This is a genomic window from Collinsella sp. AM20-15AC, assembly GCF_003471405.1.
Lineage (GTDB): Bacteria > Actinomycetota > Coriobacteriia > Coriobacteriales > Coriobacteriaceae > Collinsella.
Genome location: NZ_QRJA01000017.1, coordinates 38,435 through 58,681 on the forward strand (window position 1 = coordinate 38,435; position 20,247 = coordinate 58,681).

At 59.5% G+C, this 20,247-nt stretch carries 15 protein-coding genes; 9 read left to right on the forward strand and 6 right to left on the reverse strand.

Annotated elements, in window-relative coordinates; translation table 11 throughout:
• Positions 1 to 43: 43 nt before the first annotated feature.
• Genes DW233_RS06850 through DW233_RS06860 form a run of 3 tightly spaced genes read right to left on the reverse strand, consistent with a single transcriptional unit; the run spans position 44 to position 2,024 of the window.
• Positions 44 to 742: an ABC-2 transporter permease gene (locus tag DW233_RS06850; protein WP_118267413.1), complete on the reverse strand. Its 699-nt coding sequence runs from the start codon at positions 740 to 742 to the stop codon at positions 44 to 46.
• Positions 739 to 1,620, reverse strand: a complete 882-nt coding sequence (locus DW233_RS06855; protein WP_118267415.1) for an ABC transporter ATP-binding protein — start codon at positions 1,618 to 1,620, stop codon at positions 739 to 741. The genes DW233_RS06850 and DW233_RS06855 overlap by 4 nt, the downstream gene beginning before the upstream one ends.
• Before the next feature lie 23 nt (positions 1,621 to 1,643).
• The gene (locus DW233_RS06860; RefSeq protein ID WP_117862352.1) at positions 1,644 to 2,024 is read right to left on the reverse strand and encodes a GntR family transcriptional regulator; all 381 of its coding nucleotides are present in this window, start codon (positions 2,022 to 2,024) and stop codon (positions 1,644 to 1,646) included.
• Between the two features lie 215 nt (positions 2,025 to 2,239).
• Between DW233_RS06860 and DW233_RS06865 the strand changes: the two genes are divergently transcribed.
• The 8 genes from DW233_RS06865 to DW233_RS10575 all read left to right on the forward strand — a co-directional run bounded on the left by DW233_RS06865 (position 2,240) and on the right by DW233_RS10575 (position 15,938).
• A complete protein-coding gene (locus DW233_RS06865) occupies positions 2,240 to 3,853 on the forward strand; it encodes a peptide chain release factor 3 (RefSeq protein ID WP_118267417.1) in 1,614 nt (537 codons plus the stop codon).
• Positions 3,854 to 4,009: 156 nt separating this feature from the next.
• Positions 4,010 to 4,732 (forward strand): VUT family protein, encoded by a 723-nt coding sequence (locus DW233_RS06870; RefSeq protein ID WP_233543264.1) that lies wholly within the window; start codon positions 4,010 to 4,012, stop codon positions 4,730 to 4,732.
• Between the two features lie 9 nt (positions 4,733 to 4,741).
• Positions 4,742 to 5,422, forward strand: coding sequence for an SDR family NAD(P)-dependent oxidoreductase (locus tag DW233_RS06875; RefSeq protein ID WP_118267419.1), 681 nt, complete (start codon positions 4,742 to 4,744; stop codon positions 5,420 to 5,422).
• Positions 5,423 to 5,553: 131 nt separating this feature from the next.
• The gene (locus DW233_RS06880) at positions 5,554 to 7,197 is read left to right on the forward strand and encodes an ATP-binding protein (RefSeq protein WP_118267421.1); all 1,644 of its coding nucleotides are present in this window, start codon (positions 5,554 to 5,556) and stop codon (positions 7,195 to 7,197) included.
• 2 nt (positions 7,198 to 7,199) lie between these two features.
• A complete protein-coding gene (locus tag DW233_RS06885; RefSeq protein ID WP_118267423.1) occupies positions 7,200 to 8,153 on the forward strand; it encodes a MoxR family ATPase in 954 nt (317 codons plus the stop codon).
• 35 nt (positions 8,154 to 8,188) lie between these two features.
• Positions 8,189 to 9,361 carry a DUF58 domain-containing protein gene (locus tag DW233_RS06890; protein WP_118267424.1) on the forward strand — a complete coding sequence of 391 codons (1,173 nt, stop codon included), beginning with the start codon at positions 8,189 to 8,191 and terminating at the stop codon, positions 9,359 to 9,361.
• Position 9,362: 1 nt separating this feature from the next.
• Positions 9,363 to 11,675, forward strand: coding sequence for a transglutaminase domain-containing protein (locus tag DW233_RS06895; protein WP_158567822.1), 2,313 nt, complete (start codon positions 9,363 to 9,365; stop codon positions 11,673 to 11,675).
• 141 nt (positions 11,676 to 11,816) lie between these two features.
• The gene (locus DW233_RS10575; protein WP_147357141.1) at positions 11,817 to 15,938 is read left to right on the forward strand and encodes a leucine-rich repeat protein; all 4,122 of its coding nucleotides are present in this window, start codon (positions 11,817 to 11,819) and stop codon (positions 15,936 to 15,938) included.
• 5 nt (positions 15,939 to 15,943) lie between these two features.
• Here the strand turns inward: DW233_RS10575 and DW233_RS06905 are convergent, their stop codons facing one another.
• Together DW233_RS06905 and DW233_RS06910 are read right to left on the reverse strand one after the other, a co-directional pair.
• A complete protein-coding gene (locus tag DW233_RS06905) occupies positions 15,944 to 16,672 on the reverse strand; it encodes a uracil-DNA glycosylase (protein WP_118267430.1) in 729 nt (242 codons plus the stop codon).
• Positions 16,673 to 16,758: 86 nt separating this feature from the next.
• Entirely contained in the window at positions 16,759 to 17,661 is a 903-nt protein-coding gene (locus tag DW233_RS06910; RefSeq protein ID WP_117862360.1) for a DMT family transporter, read from the reverse strand.
• Positions 17,662 to 17,819: 158 nt separating this feature from the next.
• Here DW233_RS06910 and DW233_RS06915 point away from each other — a divergent pair, with 158 nt between their 5' ends.
• The gene (locus DW233_RS06915) at positions 17,820 to 18,686 is read left to right on the forward strand and encodes a LysR family transcriptional regulator (RefSeq protein WP_118267432.1); all 867 of its coding nucleotides are present in this window, start codon (positions 17,820 to 17,822) and stop codon (positions 18,684 to 18,686) included.
• 29 nt (positions 18,687 to 18,715) lie between these two features.
• Here DW233_RS06915 and DW233_RS06920 read toward each other — a convergent pair whose 3' ends face one another.
• Positions 18,716 to 20,098 carry an MATE family efflux transporter gene (locus DW233_RS06920; protein ID WP_118267434.1) on the reverse strand — a complete coding sequence of 461 codons (1,383 nt, stop codon included), beginning with the start codon at positions 20,096 to 20,098 and terminating at the stop codon, positions 18,716 to 18,718.
• Between the last annotated feature and the right edge of the window lie 149 nt (positions 20,099 to 20,247).

Sequence of the window (20,247 nt, forward strand, 5' to 3'; positions counted from 1 at the left end):
GGAGGGGGGCGATCACTCCCTTCGTGGATCGAGACTCGCATGCTTACAGATCGCGTACTCGATAAACCTTGGTGCTGACGGCGCAGCTCAGTGCGCATAGCACGAGGGCCAGCGCGGCAATTCCTGCGCACAGACAGCCGAGGACGGCAGGATCGGGGTTCGCCCCGGCAATCGACATAAGCCAGTTGCTGATGGGGTTGGAGGAGCTCAGTGCGGCCATGGCAAGGCATCCGAGCAGGGCAAACAGGCCGACGGAAAGGCGCAGCGCCTCCATGTGTCCAAAGCGAAAGAACAGCGGCTGCGCCAGAAATACCATCATGAGTGAGATGAGCATCGAGGCTGCCGAGGCGATTGCGATCTCAAAGACGGTTTGTCCTGTCGAGGTCACGCCCGCACTGTTGAAGAGCGGAAGGACGATGATGTTCAAAAGCACGGCGGCGCAGGCCATGATGGCCGAGAAGACAACGATGCACAGGTAGCGGGCACAAATAATGTCTTTGCGCGAGAAGGGCAGCGTCGCCCGATAACGCTCCCAGCCATTTTGATTGTCGAAGCCGGCTAGCGAATTCATGACCGTGATGGGCGACATGGCGCTGACCGCGCAGGCGCCGGCGCTCATACCGGAATCGCCATCCGATGCGTTGGCGAGGGTCAACACGACGAAGATGAACAGGCCGACGCCCGCAATGCTCGGGATGAGCGTGCGAACGATGGCGAGCTCGGACATAAAGGCGCGTTTCATTTCGAAGCCCCTTTCAGCATGAGGCGCAGATAGTCATCAATGGTTGCCCGATCGCAGGGAATCTCGGGAAAGGCCTCGAGCGTATCGCGACGGTTGGGCACGAGCACGTCCACGCTGTAGGCGTGGTGGGCGGCGCGGGCGCCTTCGACGCAAGCCGTAAGCTCGGCGGCCTGTGCTTGGGTACAGTGGGCGATGCCGGCGCGGTCGGTAATGTCCTCGCGCGGCAGGTCAAACACAATCGAGCCGTTATCGATACAGATGACGCGGTCGGCAGTGCGATCGAGGTCGGACGTAATGTGGCTCGAGAGCAGCACGCTGCGCTGGCCGTCGGCGACAAAGGCAAGCAGCTCATCAAGCAGTTCCTCGCGTGCCATGGGATCGAGGCCCGCGGTGGCTTCGTCCAAAACGAGCAGCTTGGCATTGTGGCTGAGCGCACAGGCAAGCTGCAGTTTCATGCCCATGCCGCGGGAGAGGTCCTTGACCTTTGTCCTGGGATCGAGGCCAAATCGGTTGATGAATCCGGCGAACGTTTCGCGACTCCATGTGGGGTACGCCGGGCCTACGAGCGTCTCGACCTGGCCCACCTTGAGCGTGGAGGGGAAGGGGCACGTGTCCAGGACAAGACCGACGCGGGAGTGCAAGCAGCGCTGCGCTTCATCGGGCGCGTCGGCGCCACAGCGCTGCCCAAACAGGTGCACCTCGCCGACATCGAGTTTGATAAGCCCAAGCGCGGCGCGAATAGTCGTCGTCTTGCCGGCACCGTTTACGCCCACAAAGCCGACAATCTGACCGGGCTCCACGGCAAGCGTGACGTCGCGCAGCGAGAAACGGTCGCTCACGCGGCGCGATGCACCTTTGATTTCTAGCAAGTTTTGCATGGTATAGCCTTTCTTGCAGATGGCTACTGCATGGTTTCGGGGGCTACGAGGTCGAGCATCTCGTGCAGCTTGTCGCGCGTGACGCCCAAGGCTTCGGCTTGGCTCGCCGCTTTCGCAAGTAGCTCTTCGATATGGCAGAGCTGGTTTTCGCGCAAGAGTTCTTGGTTGCCCTCGGCGACAAAACAGCCCTTGCCCTGCACGGTGCAGATAAACCCGAGCTGCTCCAGGTCGGCGTAGGCACGCTTGGTGGTGATGACACTCACGCCAAGATCGCTCGCGAGTGCACGGATGCTGGGGAGTTTGGCTCCCGAAGCGAGCGCGCCCGAAAGGATCTGAGCTTTGACTTGCGAGGCTATTTGCTCGTAGATGGGCTTGTCGCTCGAATTGGATAGGATGATGTCCACAGCGGCTCCTTAGCTGTTGGGCTACACGTGTATATAACCGGTAAGCACAGTATATATACACTATGTACAGTTACGCAAGAGACAAATTCGGATTGGGCCGGCTACCCAGGCCCCAACTGATGAATTTGTCCTGATAGGCGCCCTAGAGCGGGATTTCGCGGCTACAATAGTGCGGTTACAACGACGTAATGCATTCAATGCAAGAAAGGATCCGCATGGCAAGCCTGTCGGATGAAATCTCGTCGCGCCGCACATTCGCGATCATCAGCCACCCGGACGCCGGTAAGACCACGCTTACCGAGAAGCTGCTGCTCTATACCGGCAGCATCCAGACCGCCGGTTCGGTCAAGGGCAAGAGCTCGGCCAAGCATGCCGTCTCGGACTGGATGGACATCGAGAAGGAGCGCGGTATTTCCGTTACCTCCTCGGTGCTGCAGTTCACCTACAACGGCGCCTGCGTCAACATCCTCGATACCCCCGGCCACCAGGACTTTTCGGAGGATACCTACCGTACCCTTATGGCTGCCGACGCCGCGGTCATGGTCATCGACGGCGCCAAGGGCGTCGAGGCCCAGACCAAAAAGCTCTTTAAGGTCTGTACGCTGCGCCATATTCCCATCTTTACCTTTGTGAACAAGCTCGACCACGAGGCTCGCGATCCCTTTGAGCTCATGGAAGAGATCGAGAATGTTCTGGGGATCAATACGTATCCCATGAACTGGCCGATCGGCAGCGGGCGCAACTTCCGCGGCGTGTTCGATCGTCAGACCCGTCGCGTCATTGCCTTTGAGGGCGACGGCCACGCCAACGCCACCAAGAAGGTCGCCGAGGTCGAGGCCGAGCTGGGCGATCCGGCCATGGACGAGCTTATTGGCGAGGAGAACCACAAGAACCTGATGGACGACATCGAGCTGCTCGATGGCGCCGGTGACGAGCTCGACCTGGATGCCGTGGCCTGCGGCAAGCTGAGCCCGGCGTTCTTTGGCTCGGCACTCACCAACTTTGGTGTGGAGCCCTTCCTTAAAGAGTTCCTGCGTCTGGCCCCGACGCCGCGCGCCTATACCGATACACTCACCAGCGAGCCGGTCGCGCCCGCCGAGAACGACTTTAGCGGCTTCGTGTTTAAGATCCAGGCCAACATGGACAAGAACCACCGCGACCGCATTGCCTTTGTGCGCATTTGCTCGGGCAAGTTCGAGCGCGGCATGGATGCCTTCCATGTGCAGGGTAACCGCAAGCTCAAGCTGGCGACGGGCACCTCGATGATGGCCGACGACCGCGCCATCGTGGACGAGGCCTATGCGGGCGATATCGTGGGCCTGTTCGACCCGGGCATCTTTAGCATCGGCGACACCGTGTGCTCCGGCAAGCGCCACGTGCAGTATCCACAGATCCCGACGTTTGCCCCCGAGATGTTCGCTCGCATTACGCAGGTCGACACGCTCAAGCGCAAGCAGTTCGTAAAGGGCATGGAGGAGCTTGCCCAGGAGGGCGCCATCCAGATCTTCCGCGAGCTGGGTGCCGGCATGGAGAGCGTCATCGTGGGCGTGGTCGGCGTGCTGCAGTTTGAGGTGCTCGAGCGCCGCCTTAAGGCCGAGTACCGTGTTGAGGTTCGTCGCCAGCCGTTGCCCTATACGGACATCCGCTGGATCCAGAACGACCCCGACACTATCGATATCCCGGGCCTTTCGCTCACGCGCGACACGCTGCGTGTCGAGGACATGCGCGGCGGCAAGCTGCTGCTGTTCACGAGTCCGTGGAACGTGGACTGGGCAACCGACCACAACCCCGACCTTATCCTGTCGGAGTTTGGCAACGTAACGTTTTAGTGCACCGGCGCGGTGGCCTTGCGGGGCTGCCGCGCCGTTTGCTTGCCTGCCGCCGCGTGAGCGGCTATCATACCCACCGTCGCCTCAAGACCGTGGCGGCCGAGCAGTTCGGGTCCGATATCCTGCTCGTTAAACCTAAAACCAAAGGAGTACATAATGATCAAGAAGGTCATGGAGGACTACAAGGTCCTGTTGCGGAGCATTCCCGCGGCAACGGTTTCGCTGTTTTTCGTGAGCGTCATCATGATGAACCTGCTGGCCAACAAAGAGCTCATCAGCCTGCCGTATCTGGCACTCGATTGCGGCTTTGTGGTGAGCTGGGTTTCGTTTTTGTGCCAGGACATGATCTGCAAGCGCTTTGGCGCCAAGGCATCCATCAAAATCTCTATCCTCGCGCTGGCGGTCAACCTGGCAGTGAGTCTGTGCTTTTGGCTGTGCTCGCTCACGCCCGGCATGTGGGGCGCCTACTATGACACGGGCATGATCGAGGTCAACACCGCCCTTAACGCCACCATTGGCGGCACCTGGTACGTGGTGCTGGGCTCTTCGCTGGCAATGCTCGTTTCTGCCGTGGTTAACTCCACGCTCAACCAGTCGCTCGGCCGTATGCTCAAAAAGAATAACTTTGCGAGCTTTGCCTTCCGTTCCTATGTGTCCACGGGTGTTGGCCAGTTTATCGACAACCTGGTCTTTGCCATTGTGGTGAGCCACACGTTCTTTGGTTGGACCTGGGTACAGGTCCTTATGTGCTCGCTGACCGGCGCTGTTGCCGAGCTGCTGTGCGAGGTCTTCCTGAGCCCCGTGGGCTACAAGGTCGTGCGTGGCTGGGAGCGTGAGAATGTGGGCGCCGAGTACCTCGAGCGCCACGCAATCGCCTAAGGAGCAAGTATGCGGGTTTTGATCACGGGTGCTTCGGGTGGTATTGGAGCCGCGTGCGTGCAGCGCTTTTTGGACGAGAGTCACGAGGTCGTGGGTTTTGATCTGCTGCCGGCGGCAGTCGAGCACGAGCACTATCGCCATCTGATCGTTGATGTCTGCGAGCCGGATTCGTTTCCAGACGAGCTTGAACCCCAGGTGATCGTGAACGTTGCCGGTACACAGGATTCGGCCGACGATATTGCCGCCAACCTGCGTGGCACCATCAACGTGACCGAGCACTACGCCTTTGTGGGGGAGGGGCTTGCCGCCAAGCCGGCGCCGGCCATTACATCCGTGGTCAATGTGGGGTCGGCGAGCGGGCATACGGGATCGGAGTTTCCCGCCTATGCCGCCAGCAAGGGCGGCGTTATCGCCTACACCAAGAACCTTGCAAACCGCCTGGCGCCGCAGGCCATCGCCAACAGTGTGGACCCGGGCGGCGTTATCACGCCGCTCAACCGTTGCGTGATGGAAGACGAGCGCCTGTGGAATCAGATTATGGAGCTCACACCGCTCAAGCGCTGGGCCACTGCCCAAGAGATCGCCGAGTGGATCTACTTCGTGGGCGTGACCAACCGGTTTATGACCGGGCAGAGTCTGCTGATTGATGGCGGAGAGGCCGGCCGCACCCAGTTTATTTGGCCCGAGTAACAAAACGCGCTCGATGGCATGGTTGCCTCGGGCGCGTTTTGCATCATTAATTGCTAACTTTAGCTGGGTATTATCTCTGTAAAGTGCCTTTGAGCTGGTAGACTAAACCCCGAAATATAAAAGGGGGCATATTGGGGCTGTTCGGTTCACACGAGAAGCGCGACGCGGACCGAGCGCGTCGACTGTTTGAAGAGGCGCTTGCGCAGCAAGGGCCCAACGTTGCGCTGGTCTTGCGTGCCAGCGACTGTCTTCCGCTCTATATCACCCCAAATTTTGAACGCGTCTTTGGCGTATCGCCCGAGCGTATTGGCGACGACATCGAGACGCTGTACCGTTTTATTCCCGATAGCGACCGTGTTCGCATACAGCGACAGGTGAGGGACTGGGACCACGCGACTCCGCTGAACCTTCTGTGCTCCTACCATGCGCCCCATGGAGAAAAAACGCAGCTCAGCATTAGGTTTACGATTGCGCTCATTCAAGACGGCACGCAGTATCTGGTTTCTGCAGTCGATGTGACGACCGAAAACGAGCGTATCGCCAAGGCAGAGTCCGAGCGCGATCGCGCCGTCGAGACCGCCAACGCGCGCACGGACTATATGAACCAGATGAGCCACGAGATCCGCACGCCGCTCAATGGCATCGAGGGCATGATTTCGCTTGCCCGCGAGCATCATGCGGATGAGTCTCGCCTGATGGATGACTTGTCTCGTGCCTCGCAGCTTTCGGCTTACCTGCTTTCGCTTATCAACGACATGCTCGACATGAGTCGCCTCAACAGCGGGCGCGTGCGCCTTGACGATGCGCCGTTTGATATGCGTCTGTTTGCCGACGAGATCGAGCGCATGTTTAGCTCGCAGGCAGCCGACAAAGGGCTTACGTACTCGGTCAATCTGGAGGACTGCGAAAACGTTTTTGTCGTGGGCGACCGCATACGCCTGTCGCAGATCGTCATCAACTTTATCTCCAACGCGGTCAAGTTTACCGAGCAGGGCGGCAGCGTTACCGTAACCCTGCGCGAGATGTACCGGGCAGACGGCGGCGTGAGCTATATGCTGCGCGTGCGCGACACAGGCAAGGGTATGGATCCGCGCTACGTCAGCAAAATCTTTAAACCGTTTGAGCAGGAAGACCGCACTATCGCTCGCCGCTACGGCGGAACGGGTCTGGGCATGGCCATTACGAGCGCGCTCGTCGACCTGATGGACGGCGAGATCGTCGTCGATACCGAGCCCGGTCGCGGCTCAACGTTTTCGGCCTACATTCCGCTGCGACTGGCCACGTCGGAGCAGATCGAGGACCTTAAACGTAAGGAGCAGACCCTCGAGACGGCGCGCGATTCCATTGACTTGTCGTTTACCTATCAGTTTGAGGGCAAGCGATTCCTGTTGGCCGAGGATAACGAAATCAATGCCATGATCGTGATTGAGTTGCTGGCAAGACGAGGCGCGGCGGTTGATCGTGCCGAAAACGGCCAGGCGGTTGTTGAGCGATTTCAGAGCATGCCCACGGGCACGTACGATGCGATCCTTATGGATATTCAGATGCCCGTGCTCAACGGTTGGGAAGCGGCGGAGCAGATTCGAGGACTTAATCATGAGGATGCCGCTGTCATTCCCATCATTGCGCTTTCCGCCAATGACTACACCGAGGACGTTGAGCGCTCGCGCAGCGTGGGCATGAACGGACATGTGGGCAAGCCCATTGATCTGAACGTTTTGAAAGCACAGCTGGCGGCCGCGACGGCCGAGGCAGCTTACCGAGGAAATGAGTAACCGTGATCGTCGAACAGTCAAGCAGAATCATCAACGAAGTGAGCCGCGCCCTGCTGGGCAAGCGCGATGTGATCGAGAAGGCGCTCATGGCTATCTATGCTGGCGGTCATATCCTGTTGGAGGATGTGCCCGGTACCGGCAAGACGACGCTGGCCCTGGCTCTTTCGCGTGCGCTGGGTCTGGACTTTAAGCGCGTGCAGTTTACGCCCGATACCCTGCCTTCGGACATAACGGGCTTTACGATGTTCGACCGCGACACCGGCACGTTTCGCTTTGTGTGGGGTGCCGTCAACTGCAACATGCTGCTGGGCGACGAGATTAACCGTACCAGCGCAAAGACGCAGTCGGCCCTGCTCGAGGTTATGGAAGAGCGCGCGGTGACTATCGACGGGCAGACACATCAGGTCCCGCGTCCCTTTGTGTGTATCGCAACCGAGAACCCGGTGGGCTCGGCCGGCACGCAACCGCTGCCCGATAGCCAGCTCGATCGCTTTATGGTTCGCCTGTCTGTTGGCTATCCGTCGCGCCAGGACCAGATTGATATCCTCAAGGCCCGTCGCTATGCCAACCCGCTCGACGACATTAGGCCCATGGTTGCCTGCGATGACCTGCTCGATATCCAAAACTACCTGGGCGGCGTACAGGTTGCCGACACGGTGCTGGATTATATCGTCCGCCTGTGCGAGGAGACCCGTAATGACGATCTTGTCGAGCTGGGCGTGAGCCCCCGCGGCATTATCGCGCTCACCCGCATGGCGCGCGCCTGCGCATTGATTCGTGAGCGCGACTATGTGGTGCCCGAGGACGTGCGCGAGGTATTTAAGGCTGTTTGCGCCCACCGTCTCGTTTTACGCCCCCAGGCCCGTATTGAATCGATTGGCGCCGCCGACGTCCTCGACCGCATCCTCGCTGCCGTTCCCGCCCCGTCTATGGGTCAGGTTCGCGGCCGCTCGTAGCGGATCGTGTACCTTTTGCGTCCTACGTTACGCCCATGATTGCCAACAAGATTACCTATATCGCGTCCGTCGCGCTCCTGCTCGCCACGTTCGTGTTTACCGCCAATGCGGCTGCGCTTGCTGCTGCCGCGGCGTTGATCGCCATGCCCGTGATTACGGTGGCGGCGTGCCGTTCGAGCGTTGCCTTGCTTAAGCTTAGCTTTGAGCTTCCTCGGTCGTGTGTTGTAAACGCGCCTCTTGTATTGCGCATCACACTGGATCGCCCGCTTATGTTTCGCGGTCGTATGGAGCTGTCGTTTTCGGTTTATAACCAGCTGACGGGAGCGCGGACGGTCTATCCCGTAAGTCTTGCCCCCGCGACGGGCAGGCCCGCTTTGTTTGAGCTGGAGCTCGATTCGACCGTCTGCGGTGCGCACACGATTACCCTTGACACCGCGCGCCTGGTCGATGAGATGGGCTTTACGTCGCTTGCTCTCGAGAATGCAGACTTTCATGGGTTGTTTACGGTCTATCCCGAGGTGCTCGACATCCAGGTTGTTCCTAACCAAAGTGCTTCTGCTGGTCTTGAGGGCACGAGCTACGATCCCCATCGAAGCGGCCAAGATGCCTCCGAGGTCTTTGACATAAGGCCCTATCACGAGGGTGATGCCGTTAAGTCGATTCACTGGAAGCTGTCGACGCGTTTTGACGACATGCTGGTGCGCGAGGCTTCGCGCCCACAAGACCACGCTATTGCCATCTTGTTTGGTGCGTTTGCGTGCGATTTTGAGCACGCAAGCCACGCTGAGGTTCTTTCTGCGGTGCTGGGTTTTACCGCATCGATATCGCTGGCGCTTATGCGTCAGGGATACCATCATGTGGTCGTGGCTGCCCCCGAAGGCTCTTTGGCTGTCTATCCCGTTGATGACCGACGTGGGTTCAATAGGATGCTTGATGCTTTGACGGCAACGCCGCTTGGCCCTGCCTATCCAACATCGCACGAGCACTATGCCAAGCTCGTGGCAGCAAAGGGCATTGGCAAAACGGTGCTGGTAACGGTGGGCGTCGATGAACAGGCCTATATCGAGATAGGCCGTCTGACCGATCTATCGGTACTCCATGTGTCGGATTCGGTCGAGTCGTATAGCATCGAGCACGGAGCCAACTACATCATCACGCATTGCCCGGTATCGAGTGATTCGGCCCGTATCAAGAGTCTGGAGCTCTAAGATGAACTTTGTGACTCTTACCTCGACGGAGCGCATCGCTTCGAATGGTCGCGTTGTTGCCATGTTCCTGTCGGTGGCTCCCGCGGTTTTATTGTCTGCGGGCTTCTGCTGCACAATTGCTCGGTGCCTGAGTGCAACGTGCATGGGGATAATGCTGGCCGTTGCCGTTGGCGTGGCCGTTGCGCTGGGCGCTTTGGGCGTTTTGATGGCTTCGAAAAAGGCTCCCCTCTGGATTGCCTTGGCTGCGGCGTCCGTAGCGCTTTTATGCGCGCTCTTGATTCCTTCGGCACGCTGGGGCTTCTATGCGTGCGTCAATACCGTTATCGCTCGCGTCAACTCAATCTGTGAGCTGTATATTCCATTGGTGGCAGACGCCGGTCTGCTGTGTGAAGCCGTGTCGCTGGCGGTGCTCGCCGGCATGTTTGCCGGCTCACTCGCCTGGCTTTTTGCCAACTTGAGCGTTTCGTGGCCCACGCTCTTAATCATCGTTATCTGCGGCTCGGCTTCCATGGCGCTGCAGCTTGGTGATTCTGCGATGTCTATGACGCTGGGCGTTGCGGGCTGGCTTGTCCAGTGCCGTGCTGACGAGTTGCGGGGCTCTACGGTAGGTTTGCCCCAGGTTCTTTTTGGTCTTGGCGGCCTGTGCGTTGCATGCGGCGTTCTCTTTGTACTGACCGTTGCCCTTGTACAACCTCTTCCCGCGTTGTCCGCCCTGTCGGCGTCTGCCGTCAGAGCAGTCCAGGGCGTTCGATTTGGGGACGATTCGCTGCCCGAGGGCGACCTTTCGCAAGCGGCGGACATGAACGAAGGCGAGTCCACGACGCTGTCGCTTGCCGCCAGCAAGACGCTCGGCGACGATCTACTCATGAAGGGTTTTGTGGGCACGACGTTTGATGGCATGTCTTGGGGGCGCGGCGACTGGATGTCCTACGAGGGCAAATGGTCCGGCATGCGTGATTGGCTGCGCCAGAACGGTTTGACGGTAGCCGAGCAGCGCGCCGCGTTTGACACCGAGGCCGAGCGTGAGGGCAGAGAGCCTGTCGAGGCGGTTGAGATTTCGGTCGATGCGTCGGGCGCCAACCGCAGATACACCTATGCTCCCTATACGCTGCGCTCGCTGGGCGGTACCGGTGCAATGTTGACGGCCTCGACGATGCTAAGCATGGACTTTTTGCCGTCTAAGGCGTATCGCATGACCGTCGATAACGTGCCGGTGGATGACGTCATCGCAGATTCGAGCTGGCTGGCGTCCTCCAAGAGCAGCTATGCAAAAAGCGAGCGGGTGTACGCCGCTTTTGTTCGCGATAATTACTTGGACGTTCGCGAAGAGGAGCGGGATGCCATCGATGCATACCTGTTCTCGAGCGACAGCTGGGATGCTGGGGCGACTGTTTCGGATACAGCCGTGATCAGTCGCGTGCGCACGATGTTGGCTTCGCTTGCGGGGCAGACGGATAACCCGCCAGCCTATACCGGGGCGATGTCGTTTGTCGCGTGGTTCTTGGGCACGGCGCACGAGGGCAACTCTGCTTACTTTGCCACGGCGGCGACGCTCGCGTTTCGATCTCAGGGAATTCCCGCACGCTATGTCGAGGGCTATCGGGCAACAGATGATCAGATGGCCGCTGCTGTTGGGGCAGGCGTGGCGCTCAACTTGACGGCTGCCGATGCGCACGCGTGGACCGAGATCTACCTTGACGGTCAGGGATGGACGCCCGTGGAGGTCACCCCTGGATACTATAGCCAGACGCTCGATGCCGATAAGATTATCGATGTGGGCGAGGCATGGAGCAACGGCGCCAACGATAAGACGCTCGATGCGGGCTCGGTCGCAGGACAGGCCGAGGATAAGCATCGCGAGGATGTGCCGGTAATGTATAACATCCCCGTTGTGGCCAAAGTTGGGGTCGGTTTGATCGGCACGGCGATTGCCGCCCTGCTCGCTCTGTTTGTTCGCAGGTTTGTCTTGCGCGCTCGGCGCACGCGGGCTATCGAGAGTGATGAGCAGGATATATGCGTGCCGGCACTCTACGGCTATCTTGCCCTTGTGATGAACCAAAGCGGTCTCGACGCCTTTGACGAGACCAAGCCGCTCGATTGCCTGGATGCCTTTGCTGCAGTGTTCCCCCAGATCGACCCGTGGGAATACCGTCGAGCGATTCGACTTCATCAAGCTTATGCGTTTGGTGGCCGCCAGCTTAGACCGAACGAGTTGCGCACGCTCCGACGTTTTACCGAACGCCTGCATCGGAGCATGCCGGCTCCGCAAACTGTTATTGAACGCTTCCGTCGCTACATGCTGTACGCGTTGTAGAGGGAGTAGGTCTACGTGTTTTCTAAATATCCTCAACATATGGCTTCGCACAAGAACGCGGCGTCGGCCAAATTAAAAGGCCCGCGGAATGCGTCCGCGCGTGTTCAGCATGCCGCTAAAAATATGTATGGTGCCAAGCCTTTGGCTGCAACGCGCGTTGTGGCGGCGGCGGTTTCGGTTGCTGTGGTCGGCGTATTTGGCACAGTCGCCTTTGAGTTGGCCCAGAGTAATCTGAGCTTCGACCCTTCGGGGCATATCGCTGCATACAGTCACGGTGACGCGGAGTCCGGCGAGGCGTATCGGATCAGTCCGCTCTCGACGGATGCCGAGGCAAATCGTCATGACGAGGATAGCGACAACCGGGAAACGAGCGCACGCGAGCAGCGGGCACCGCTCGATAATACACAGGGACAGGTAAATCTGACGGGGCAAAGCGGCACGACCGCCTATAACGTTACCGGCAACGCCGATGGAACGGGCGTAGGGGTTGCGGGCGGCTCGGGCAGCGGCGCGGGCGGCGCTGGCGGCTCGGGCGCGGGACAGAACGTCCCCGTCATTAATGGGGGTGGAGCGTCTGGCGGCAATGCCGGCGGCGGTGCGGGTGGAAACGGTTCGGGCGGCAACGGTGGTTCTGGCGGCTCGGCCACCTCAACGGCCAATTCCTACAAGTATCTCCTTCAGGACCCCACGCCTCAAAAGGGTGCCCCCATGGGAGATACAACGTTCCTTACGCAGTTTAACGGTGCGGCCGGATTCATCGATCCCGTTAACGTGCAGATTTCGCCCGTGGAGGATGCAATCTACGATGGGCAGATGCTCGACGCCTGGACGCTGTTCTGCGCCATGGATGTCCACTGGAGTGACGACAAGGGCCTCTACTATCTTGCCTGCACCAAGGGTGAGTTCGCCACGTTTCCATATCTCCGCATCGACTCGTGGACCAATGCAGCGGGCGAGCAGAATCCGGCGCTGTGCTCGAGCCAGCCGCTCACGGTAAGCGTCTCGCTGCGCTTGTCGCAGGATACGGCGTGGACGACACGAACCGTTACCATCCAGCCGGCGCAGTCGCGCCTGTTTGTGGTCGGCCAGCCCGATTCGATGGGCCAGCGTAGTGTGATTTGGAGCACGCTGAGCTCCAAGGAGAACCTGCTGGGCGTTAACACACAAGAAGCCTTTATGAAGCAGGCGGGCCATGTCGATTCGGAGGGCTACCTCAATGCCTTGTTGCTGGGGTGGCGCGAGAACGAGGCGGCCGTCCCGTATTTCTACACGCTGACACCCGGTCGCCATGTGGTGGTTCCCGGCGACGTCGTGTCCATCGACCCCGCCTACAAGGTGCGTTTTCAGGGTTATGCTCTCGACGAGGACTATCGCTTTGACGACGACCCTACCAGCCTCAATAACTCACGCCTGCAGACGCTTGTCGATGTGGATGAGTCGGTCGTGTCGGTCGATGGCGGGGGCGAGACGCTCAGCGTTCCGCAGGGTGTGCAGGCGGTCGACGCCTATACCGACAGTCGTCAGCGTGAAGTCTTTACGTGGCAGATCAACAATCTAGAGCTACCGTCCTCGGTGTACTACGTCAACGTCAATGCGGGCTTTCAGGTGCTCGATGCCTACCGTGTCGCATCGGATAACCCCGTCTATGCCGCAACGGATGAGGGTATCTTGACCTCTCGCGATGGCAAGGAGTATCTGGGCGTTCCCTACCATACGCGCGAGCTCGATGTTCCCGCCGATATTACCCATGTCGTCATTCCCGATCGCAATAAGCTCGATCGTATTGTTCTGCACGCGTCCCAAGAGGGCGAGTTGCCCCAGATTGACGTGAGTAAGCTGCAGGACTGTACCCTGGTCGTTGACGATGCCGCGCTGCTCGATTTTATTACCGAGCACGCGGACGAACTAGAGAATGCCTACGGCGTATACGTGTCGCCCGCGACCAACCCCAGTGTCCAGCTCACGTACTCACAGGGGCTGGTGTACAACATTAATTCGCAGCTCGAAAGCGACCTGTGCTATGTGCTCGATACGGGTTCCAATATTGCCCTGGTGCAGATTTCCAACACCATCAAGAAGGGTGCCTTTGCGGGCAACACTTCTGTGGACACGCTGGTGCTCATGCCGCGGTTTGACGATAGGGTGACGCTCGAGGACGGCAGCCTTGCGGGCGGTTCCGTGCGGACCATCGTGTGCGCAACCGACGACCAGGTCGCGTATGTCGAGCAGCATAAGGCTGCTGCCGGTGCACCCGATGCGCGCGTGATTAAGATGAGCCTGTCTCAAGACGGATACTTGTATTATGCCAACGCCGACAAGACGATTTTGCTGTCCGCTGCAGGCGATGAGGATGGCAACCTGTCCGCGACCTTTGACGGCACCTTGCTTACGGATGGCGGCAAGCAGCTCCAAGTAGATTCCATCGCACCGTATGCTTTCTCGGGCGATGCGGAGCTCAGGTTTGTCAATCTGGGCGAGAAGACGAGTGCCATCGGCCGTAACGCGTTTGAGAACTGCCAAAACCTTCAAGGTGTGTTTATCGGCACGCCTGATAGCATCGAGGTGGGGGCCGATGCCTTTAAGGGCTGTACGGGCCTGGGCTTTGTGGCGTCGCGTGCTAAAAAGGCTGTCTTTGCCACGACCGAGAATCCCAATCCGGCCGGCTGCACCTGGTATGCGCCCGATGGCGAGCTGCAGGGCTACGACAGCCGCTTTGTCACTGTCGACGGCATTTACGATTTTGCTTGCGATGCCCAAAGCGACGACGCGCCCCTTCTCTACGGCTATTACGATGGCGACGAGGAAGGCAAGCCAAGCATCCTGCTCGGTGCGCCCTGGATGCTCAACGGTACGATTGAGCTGCTGCCGAGTACGATTGAGATCTTTGGCGGCTATTCCTTGTCTGGCGCCAAGGACCTGCCTGGTGCCTTTGAGGGGACCGGAGGCGCGTGGGATGTCGATTGGGCTTCGGCTCCCAAGCTGGCATATATCGATCGCTATGCCTTCAGAAATTCCGGCATCTCCGGCGACCTGAACATCGATCTTCCCGATAACGATATCTACGTCGGCGTGTCGGCGTTCGAAGGCTGTACGAATCTTGTCTCGGCGTCTGTGCACGCGGCAACGATCGAAATCAGCGACCAGGCATTCATGGACTGCCCGAGGCTCGCGAGTGCATCGTTTGTGGCGGATACCAATGGCGACTACGACGCAGCTACGGGTGCGGGCTCTCGAAACTACCTGGCGTCATCGGTGTTTGGCAATGATGCCGCCTTTACGAACTTGACCGTCGGTACCGGTATCGCGACGCTGGGCTATCCATCGCCGGGTGTGGGTTTCTTCTTGGACGGCGCAACCGATGCCCAAGAAGAGGCCAGCCGCATTCACCTGTCGTTGCCCAGCGGCATGGAGCAGGACTACCTCAATGCATGGGTCTACGGACTCATTGGCTACGACGACTACGACACGTATTATGGCGTTGTGGAATTTGGCATGCTTTCCGATTGGTTCATGGGGGAGGGTCCGGAGCCGACGGCCGATGCGGTTAGGGCGCAGATGGCTCAGAACCTATTGGAGCCCGAGAATCGCCTGCGAACCATGATGGGGCTGCCGTTGGTCAAGGCTTCTACGGTTATCCAGGCGGACGGCGATGCGTTCGAGAGCGATGAATGGAAGATCGAGGACAGCGGTGACGGTACCGCCACGCTGGTCTCGGCGCCGTCCGATATCGAGCGTGCCGATTTAGCGAGTGTGTTGACGGGACCGACCGTAATCGACTCGAATGCCTTCTCGCACTGCTCGAACCTCATCGAGATTGAGCTGTGCGATAAGGTGGTCGGCATCCAGAGCGGTGCGTTTGCGGGCTGCAGCGGCGTGACGGTGACGCTGCCTACTGGCTGTCTGCTGCCGGAGTTGCTGGGCGGGATGGAGAGCATGCCGTTCTCGTTTGGCGGCAACGTGGCGCTCAATATTGCCGAGGCCGATCGCGAGCCGCTGCTCAAGACGTGGTCTCGTCAGATGGTGGGGGTTGCCACAGACGACGAGGAGGCCGACTACGTTGAGAGCAAGTGGTTCGGCAACGTCAACATGGATACGTTTGAGTCGCCGACGTTCGATGTGCTCAATAAGGCCGTAAATGAGCCCATCATGGAGTGCGAGAATCGCTTGCGCTCGCTGATGGGCATGGAGGCCATAAGCGATATCGGCGAGCTCGGCGACCCCATTGATATCAATAAGTATCCGCAATATTGGATCGCCGGCTAGGCAGGTTATGAAGCGAGGCAGCCCCAGTCGATGGGGCTGCTGCCGTTTTGCTCGAGCAATTCATTGGCTGCCGAGAAGGGACGCGACCCCATAAAAGCGGGGAGTTCTGCCGTGGCACGGTTGGCCGAAAGCGGCGAGGGGTGCGTGGAGGCAAGGCAGAACTTGCCGCCCGCCTTGCCCGCGCCGGTCGCGGCGAGCTTGCCCTCGACCATCTGCTGGGCAAAGCGGCCCCATGCCAAAAAGACGACCGGCTGGGGCAGCTGACAGCAGCGTTCGATAACGTAGTCGGTGAGCGTGCTCCAGCCCAGCTTGGCGTGCGAGTTCGCGGCATGTTCGCGCACGGTGAGCGTCGTGTTGAGAAGCAGGACGCCCTGTTGTGCCCAGGGGGTTAGGTCTCCCGTGGCGGGAATGGGGCAGCCCAGATCGGCGTTGAGTTCCTTATAGATGTTGCGCAGGCTCGGCGGCAACTTGGTTTGCGTCGCAGGAACCGAGAACGACAGCCCCATGGCCTGGTTGGGCCCGTGATAGGGGTCTTGGCCCAGGATGACGGCCTTGACCTGGTGGGCCGGCGTGTAGGCGAGGGCATTGAGGATGTCGTCTTGTGCCGGGTAGATGGTCTGCTCGGCACGCAGAAGGGCGATGCACTCGAGCAGCTGGTTCGTAGCGTTACGTACCGGCTGCGGCGCATCGCCCAACCAAGTTGCTATGTTGCGGTCGCGAGTTGCAGCGTCCATGGAACTCCTTTAGGGCAGATGCTTTGTCGGCATCTATTGTAAAGGCGTCAGAGACCTTTATGCCGCGGCTGTATGAGGAGTGGGGTCTACGAGACGTGCTCGGGCGCTGCCGCCATATGAGCATGCCCATGTGCGCGAAGGCGCGGAAGCTCGGCAGTTGCCACCATGACGCCGGTGAGGATGAGGGCAGCGCCAAGGAAGGCGATGGGGCTCAGGACCTCGCCGACCAGGAAAAACGAGAAGACGGCGGAGCAGACCGGCTCGAGCGAGAAGGCGAAGCCAGTGGTTTCGGCGGGTACGTGGGGCTGCACGAGCGTCTGGGTGATAAAGCCGTAGGCAGAGCAGATGAGTGCGAGCGCAACGATAACGACGATCTCGCTCGGCGTGCTGGGAAGCGTGAAGCCGCCGAAGGTAAATGCGGCGATACCCGAGAACAAGCCGCCGAAGCCCAGCTGCCAAACGCCCAGAGCCAGCGGATCGACTTCTTCGACAAAGCGCTTGGCGATGATAATGTGGCCGGCATAGATAAAGGCCGAGAGCAGCATGATGATCGCGCCGGGATTCAGGCTGGTAAAGTCGGCGCCCGAGAGCAGCAACATGCCGCAGGTGACGATGGCGGTGCCGATGAGCACCTTGCGCTCGGGGGCGCGACGCAGCAGGGCCGCGTTGGCAAACGGCACGATCACGACCGTCAGGCTCTGCAAAAAGCCGGCGGTGGAGGCGGAGGTGAGGCTGGAGCCCAGGCACATGCAGGTGATCTCGGTTGCCATGATGGCGCCGATGATGGCGGCGCGGACCATCAGGTCACGGTTGATGCGCACCGCGTGCTTGTGGAAGAGCAGCAGGCAGGCCGCAAAGGCGATGATGCAGCGCAGCGCGACGATGCTCGTGGCATTCATGCTGTCCATGCCGATCTTCATGAGGGGGTACGAAAAGCCCCATGCGACGGGAACGGAAAATGAGAGCGCGATTGCTTTTTTGCGATCCATGGGACTCCTTTTGTTACAGAACGGTTTCGCAAAAAGGATTCTGCTCCCAGATATGGATGTAGTAAAGCGAATGTATCTTCAGTATGATTAAGAAGTACTAATGTTGGAAGAAAAAGTCCTGGCAAAACGTTTTACGGCTACATCGATGTGGAGGCACGATGGCATCGCGGTATCAGATTGTATGTATGGTGGTCGATTGCGGCAGCCTGAAACGTGCCGCCGACGAGCTGGGCTATACGCAAAGCGCGGTAAGCCAGGCCGTCAAGGCGCTCGAGCGCGAGCTGGGCACCACGATTATCGAGCGTGGCAAGCAGGGCGTCTCGCTTACGCGCGACGGCAAACAGTATCTGCCATATCTGCGCCAGATCGTAACGGCCGAGGCCGAGCTCGAGGGCAAGCGTCAGGAGTTGCTGGGGCTTTCATCGACCGACATTCGCATTGCGACGTTTACCAACGTGAGCCGTACCGTGCTGCCGCGCGTGATCCGCGACTTTGGGGCCCTGCATCCGGGCGTGCGCTTTACCCTCAAGCAGGGCGATTACACGCGCAACGCCCAATGGGTGCACGATGGCGTGGTTGACTTTTGCTTTACGGCGCGTGGATTTACCACAGGGCTCGAGAAGCGCGTGGCCTATCATGACGAGCTGGTGGCGCTGTTGCCAGCCGCCCATCCGCTGGCGGCAAAGGAAAAGGTGACGCTCGCCGACCTCGCGTCCGAACCGTTTGTGCTGCTGGATGAGGGCGAGCAGAGCCTGGTGCTCGATGCATTCGCGGCGCACGGGCTGTCCCCGCACGTGACAAGTGAGGTTACCGACGACTACACCATTATGGCGATGGTGGAGGAGGGCCTCGGCGTGAGCATGCTCTACCGGCGTACGGTCGAGGGCATGCAGGCTGATATTTGCGTGCGTCCCATCGTGCACGCTCCCTCACGCGACGTCGTGGCAGCCTGGCGCAGCTGGGATACCATGCCGATCGCCACGAGGCGCTTTATCGACTACATGAGCTCACATATCGTGAGCTAGTTGCCGATGCGCCACCTTGTTGGATGTGTCTAGCGCGCCCCAGTCTTGGCTTGCGCCAGACGATAGGTGCGTGCCGGATGGCAGAGCAATACCGCCACGACCATAAAGAACGCTGTGGTGCCCAGGCTGATGGGGTAGACCATCATGATGTTCGCAAAGGTGCGGAAGTGCGGGAACACGCAGAACACCCAATAGAAGCGGATGCCGCAGACGCAAATCATGGTGATGAGGGCGGGCATAAGCGAGATGCCAAAGCCGCGCAGGTAGCCGGACATGTTTTCGTAGAACATGCTAAAGGCGTATGCCGGGAAGATCGAGCACACGCGGATATAGCTGATTGAGACGATGTTGGGATCGCTGTTAAAGAGCGCCAGGATCTCGCGCCCCAGACCGACGATGATGACGATGGTGGTGAGCGCGACGATGCCGCCTTCGACCAGGCAGACCTTGAGCGTCTTGGTGCAGCGGTCGATCTGGCGAGCGCCGTGGTTTTGCCCCACAAAGGTGGTGCAGGCCTGGCTAAAGCTGTTGAGCAGGTTGTAGCACACATACTCCAGGCTCATGGCGGCGCTCGATGCCGCCATGACCTCGGTGCCCAGGCTGTTGATGGCGGACTGGATGATGATGTTGGCGACGGCAAAGACGGCGCTTTGGATGCCGGCGGGCAGGCCAATCTTGACGATGCGCTTGAGAGCGACGGGGTCTAAGCCTAAGTCGCGTGGGGTGACGCGGACGACGGAGTCGGTTTTGAGCAGGCGGATAAAGAGTGTGGCGGCGCTGACGGTGTAGGCGATGGCGGTGGCGATGGCGACGCCCGCGACGCCCCAGTGGAGTACGGGGACAAAGATGAGGTCCAGGCCAATGTTGAGGACGGTGGACACGGCAAGCGCCTGCAGCGGCATGCGGGTGATGCCGACGGAGCGGAAGATCGCGGCCTCAAAGTTGTAGAGCAAGATCGAGGGCATGCTGAGCAAAAAGACGCGCAGGTAGAGCGAAGCGAGCGGCATGGTTTCGGCGGGAACGTTGAGCGCCGCGAGCATGGGCTCGGCAAAGATCTCGCCCAGCGCGATGACGACAAAGCCCACAAGCGCCATGAGAATCGAGGTGTGGACGGCGCGTTTGACCATGTTCTGATCGTTGCGGCCGATAGCGTTGGCGATGACTACGTTGGAGCCAAGCGACAGCCCAATAAACAGGTTGATCATAAGGCTGGTAAGCGGAACATTGGAGCCGACCGCCGCCATGGCGAGCGTTCCCTGGTCGCCCGAGAAGTTACCGATGATGACCGTGGCAATGAGGTTCGACAGCTGCTCTAGGATACTCGTGGCGGCGACGGGAAAGGCGAACAGAGGAATATTGCGCCATAGCGAGCCGGTGGTCATGTCAATGTGCTTAGATGCGGTATCAGCCATACGCTCTCAATCTTTAATATGCTTTTCCGTGCTTATTTGCGCAGACGATGATACTCCTAATGCAACCAGTCGGCACTTAGGCAGTCGGCACTTAGGGACGTTCCTTTTAATATGAGCAGGACATTGTCAAGAGGCAAAATCGGGCCTGG

Coding starts and splice junctions, on each gene's coding strand:
- DW233_RS06850 (WP_118267413.1), bottom strand. CDS start 742: ATGAAACGCGCCTTTATGTCCGAGCTCGCCATCGTTCGCACGCTCATC.
- DW233_RS06855 (WP_118267415.1), bottom strand. CDS start 1,620: ATGCAAAACTTGCTAGAAATCAAAGGTGCATCGCGCCGCGTGAGCGAC.
- DW233_RS06865 (WP_118267417.1), top strand. CDS start 2,240: ATGGCAAGCCTGTCGGATGAAATCTCGTCGCGCCGCACATTCGCGATC.
- DW233_RS06870 (WP_233543264.1), top strand. CDS start 4,010: ATGATCAAGAAGGTCATGGAGGACTACAAGGTCCTGTTGCGGAGCATT.
- DW233_RS06875 (WP_118267419.1), top strand. CDS start 4,742: ATGCGGGTTTTGATCACGGGTGCTTCGGGTGGTATTGGAGCCGCGTGC.
- DW233_RS06890 (WP_118267424.1), top strand. CDS start 8,189: ATGATTGCCAACAAGATTACCTATATCGCGTCCGTCGCGCTCCTGCTC.
- DW233_RS06895 (WP_158567822.1), top strand. CDS start 9,363: ATGAACTTTGTGACTCTTACCTCGACGGAGCGCATCGCTTCGAATGGT.
- DW233_RS06905 (WP_118267430.1), bottom strand. CDS start 16,672: ATGGACGCTGCAACTCGCGACCGCAACATAGCAACTTGGTTGGGCGAT.
- DW233_RS06910 (WP_117862360.1), bottom strand. CDS start 17,661: ATGGATCGCAAAAAAGCAATCGCGCTCTCATTTTCCGTTCCCGTCGCA.
- DW233_RS06915 (WP_118267432.1), top strand. CDS start 17,820: ATGGCATCGCGGTATCAGATTGTATGTATGGTGGTCGATTGCGGCAGC.
- DW233_RS06920 (WP_118267434.1), bottom strand. CDS start 20,098: ATGGCTGATACCGCATCTAAGCACATTGACATGACCACCGGCTCGCTA.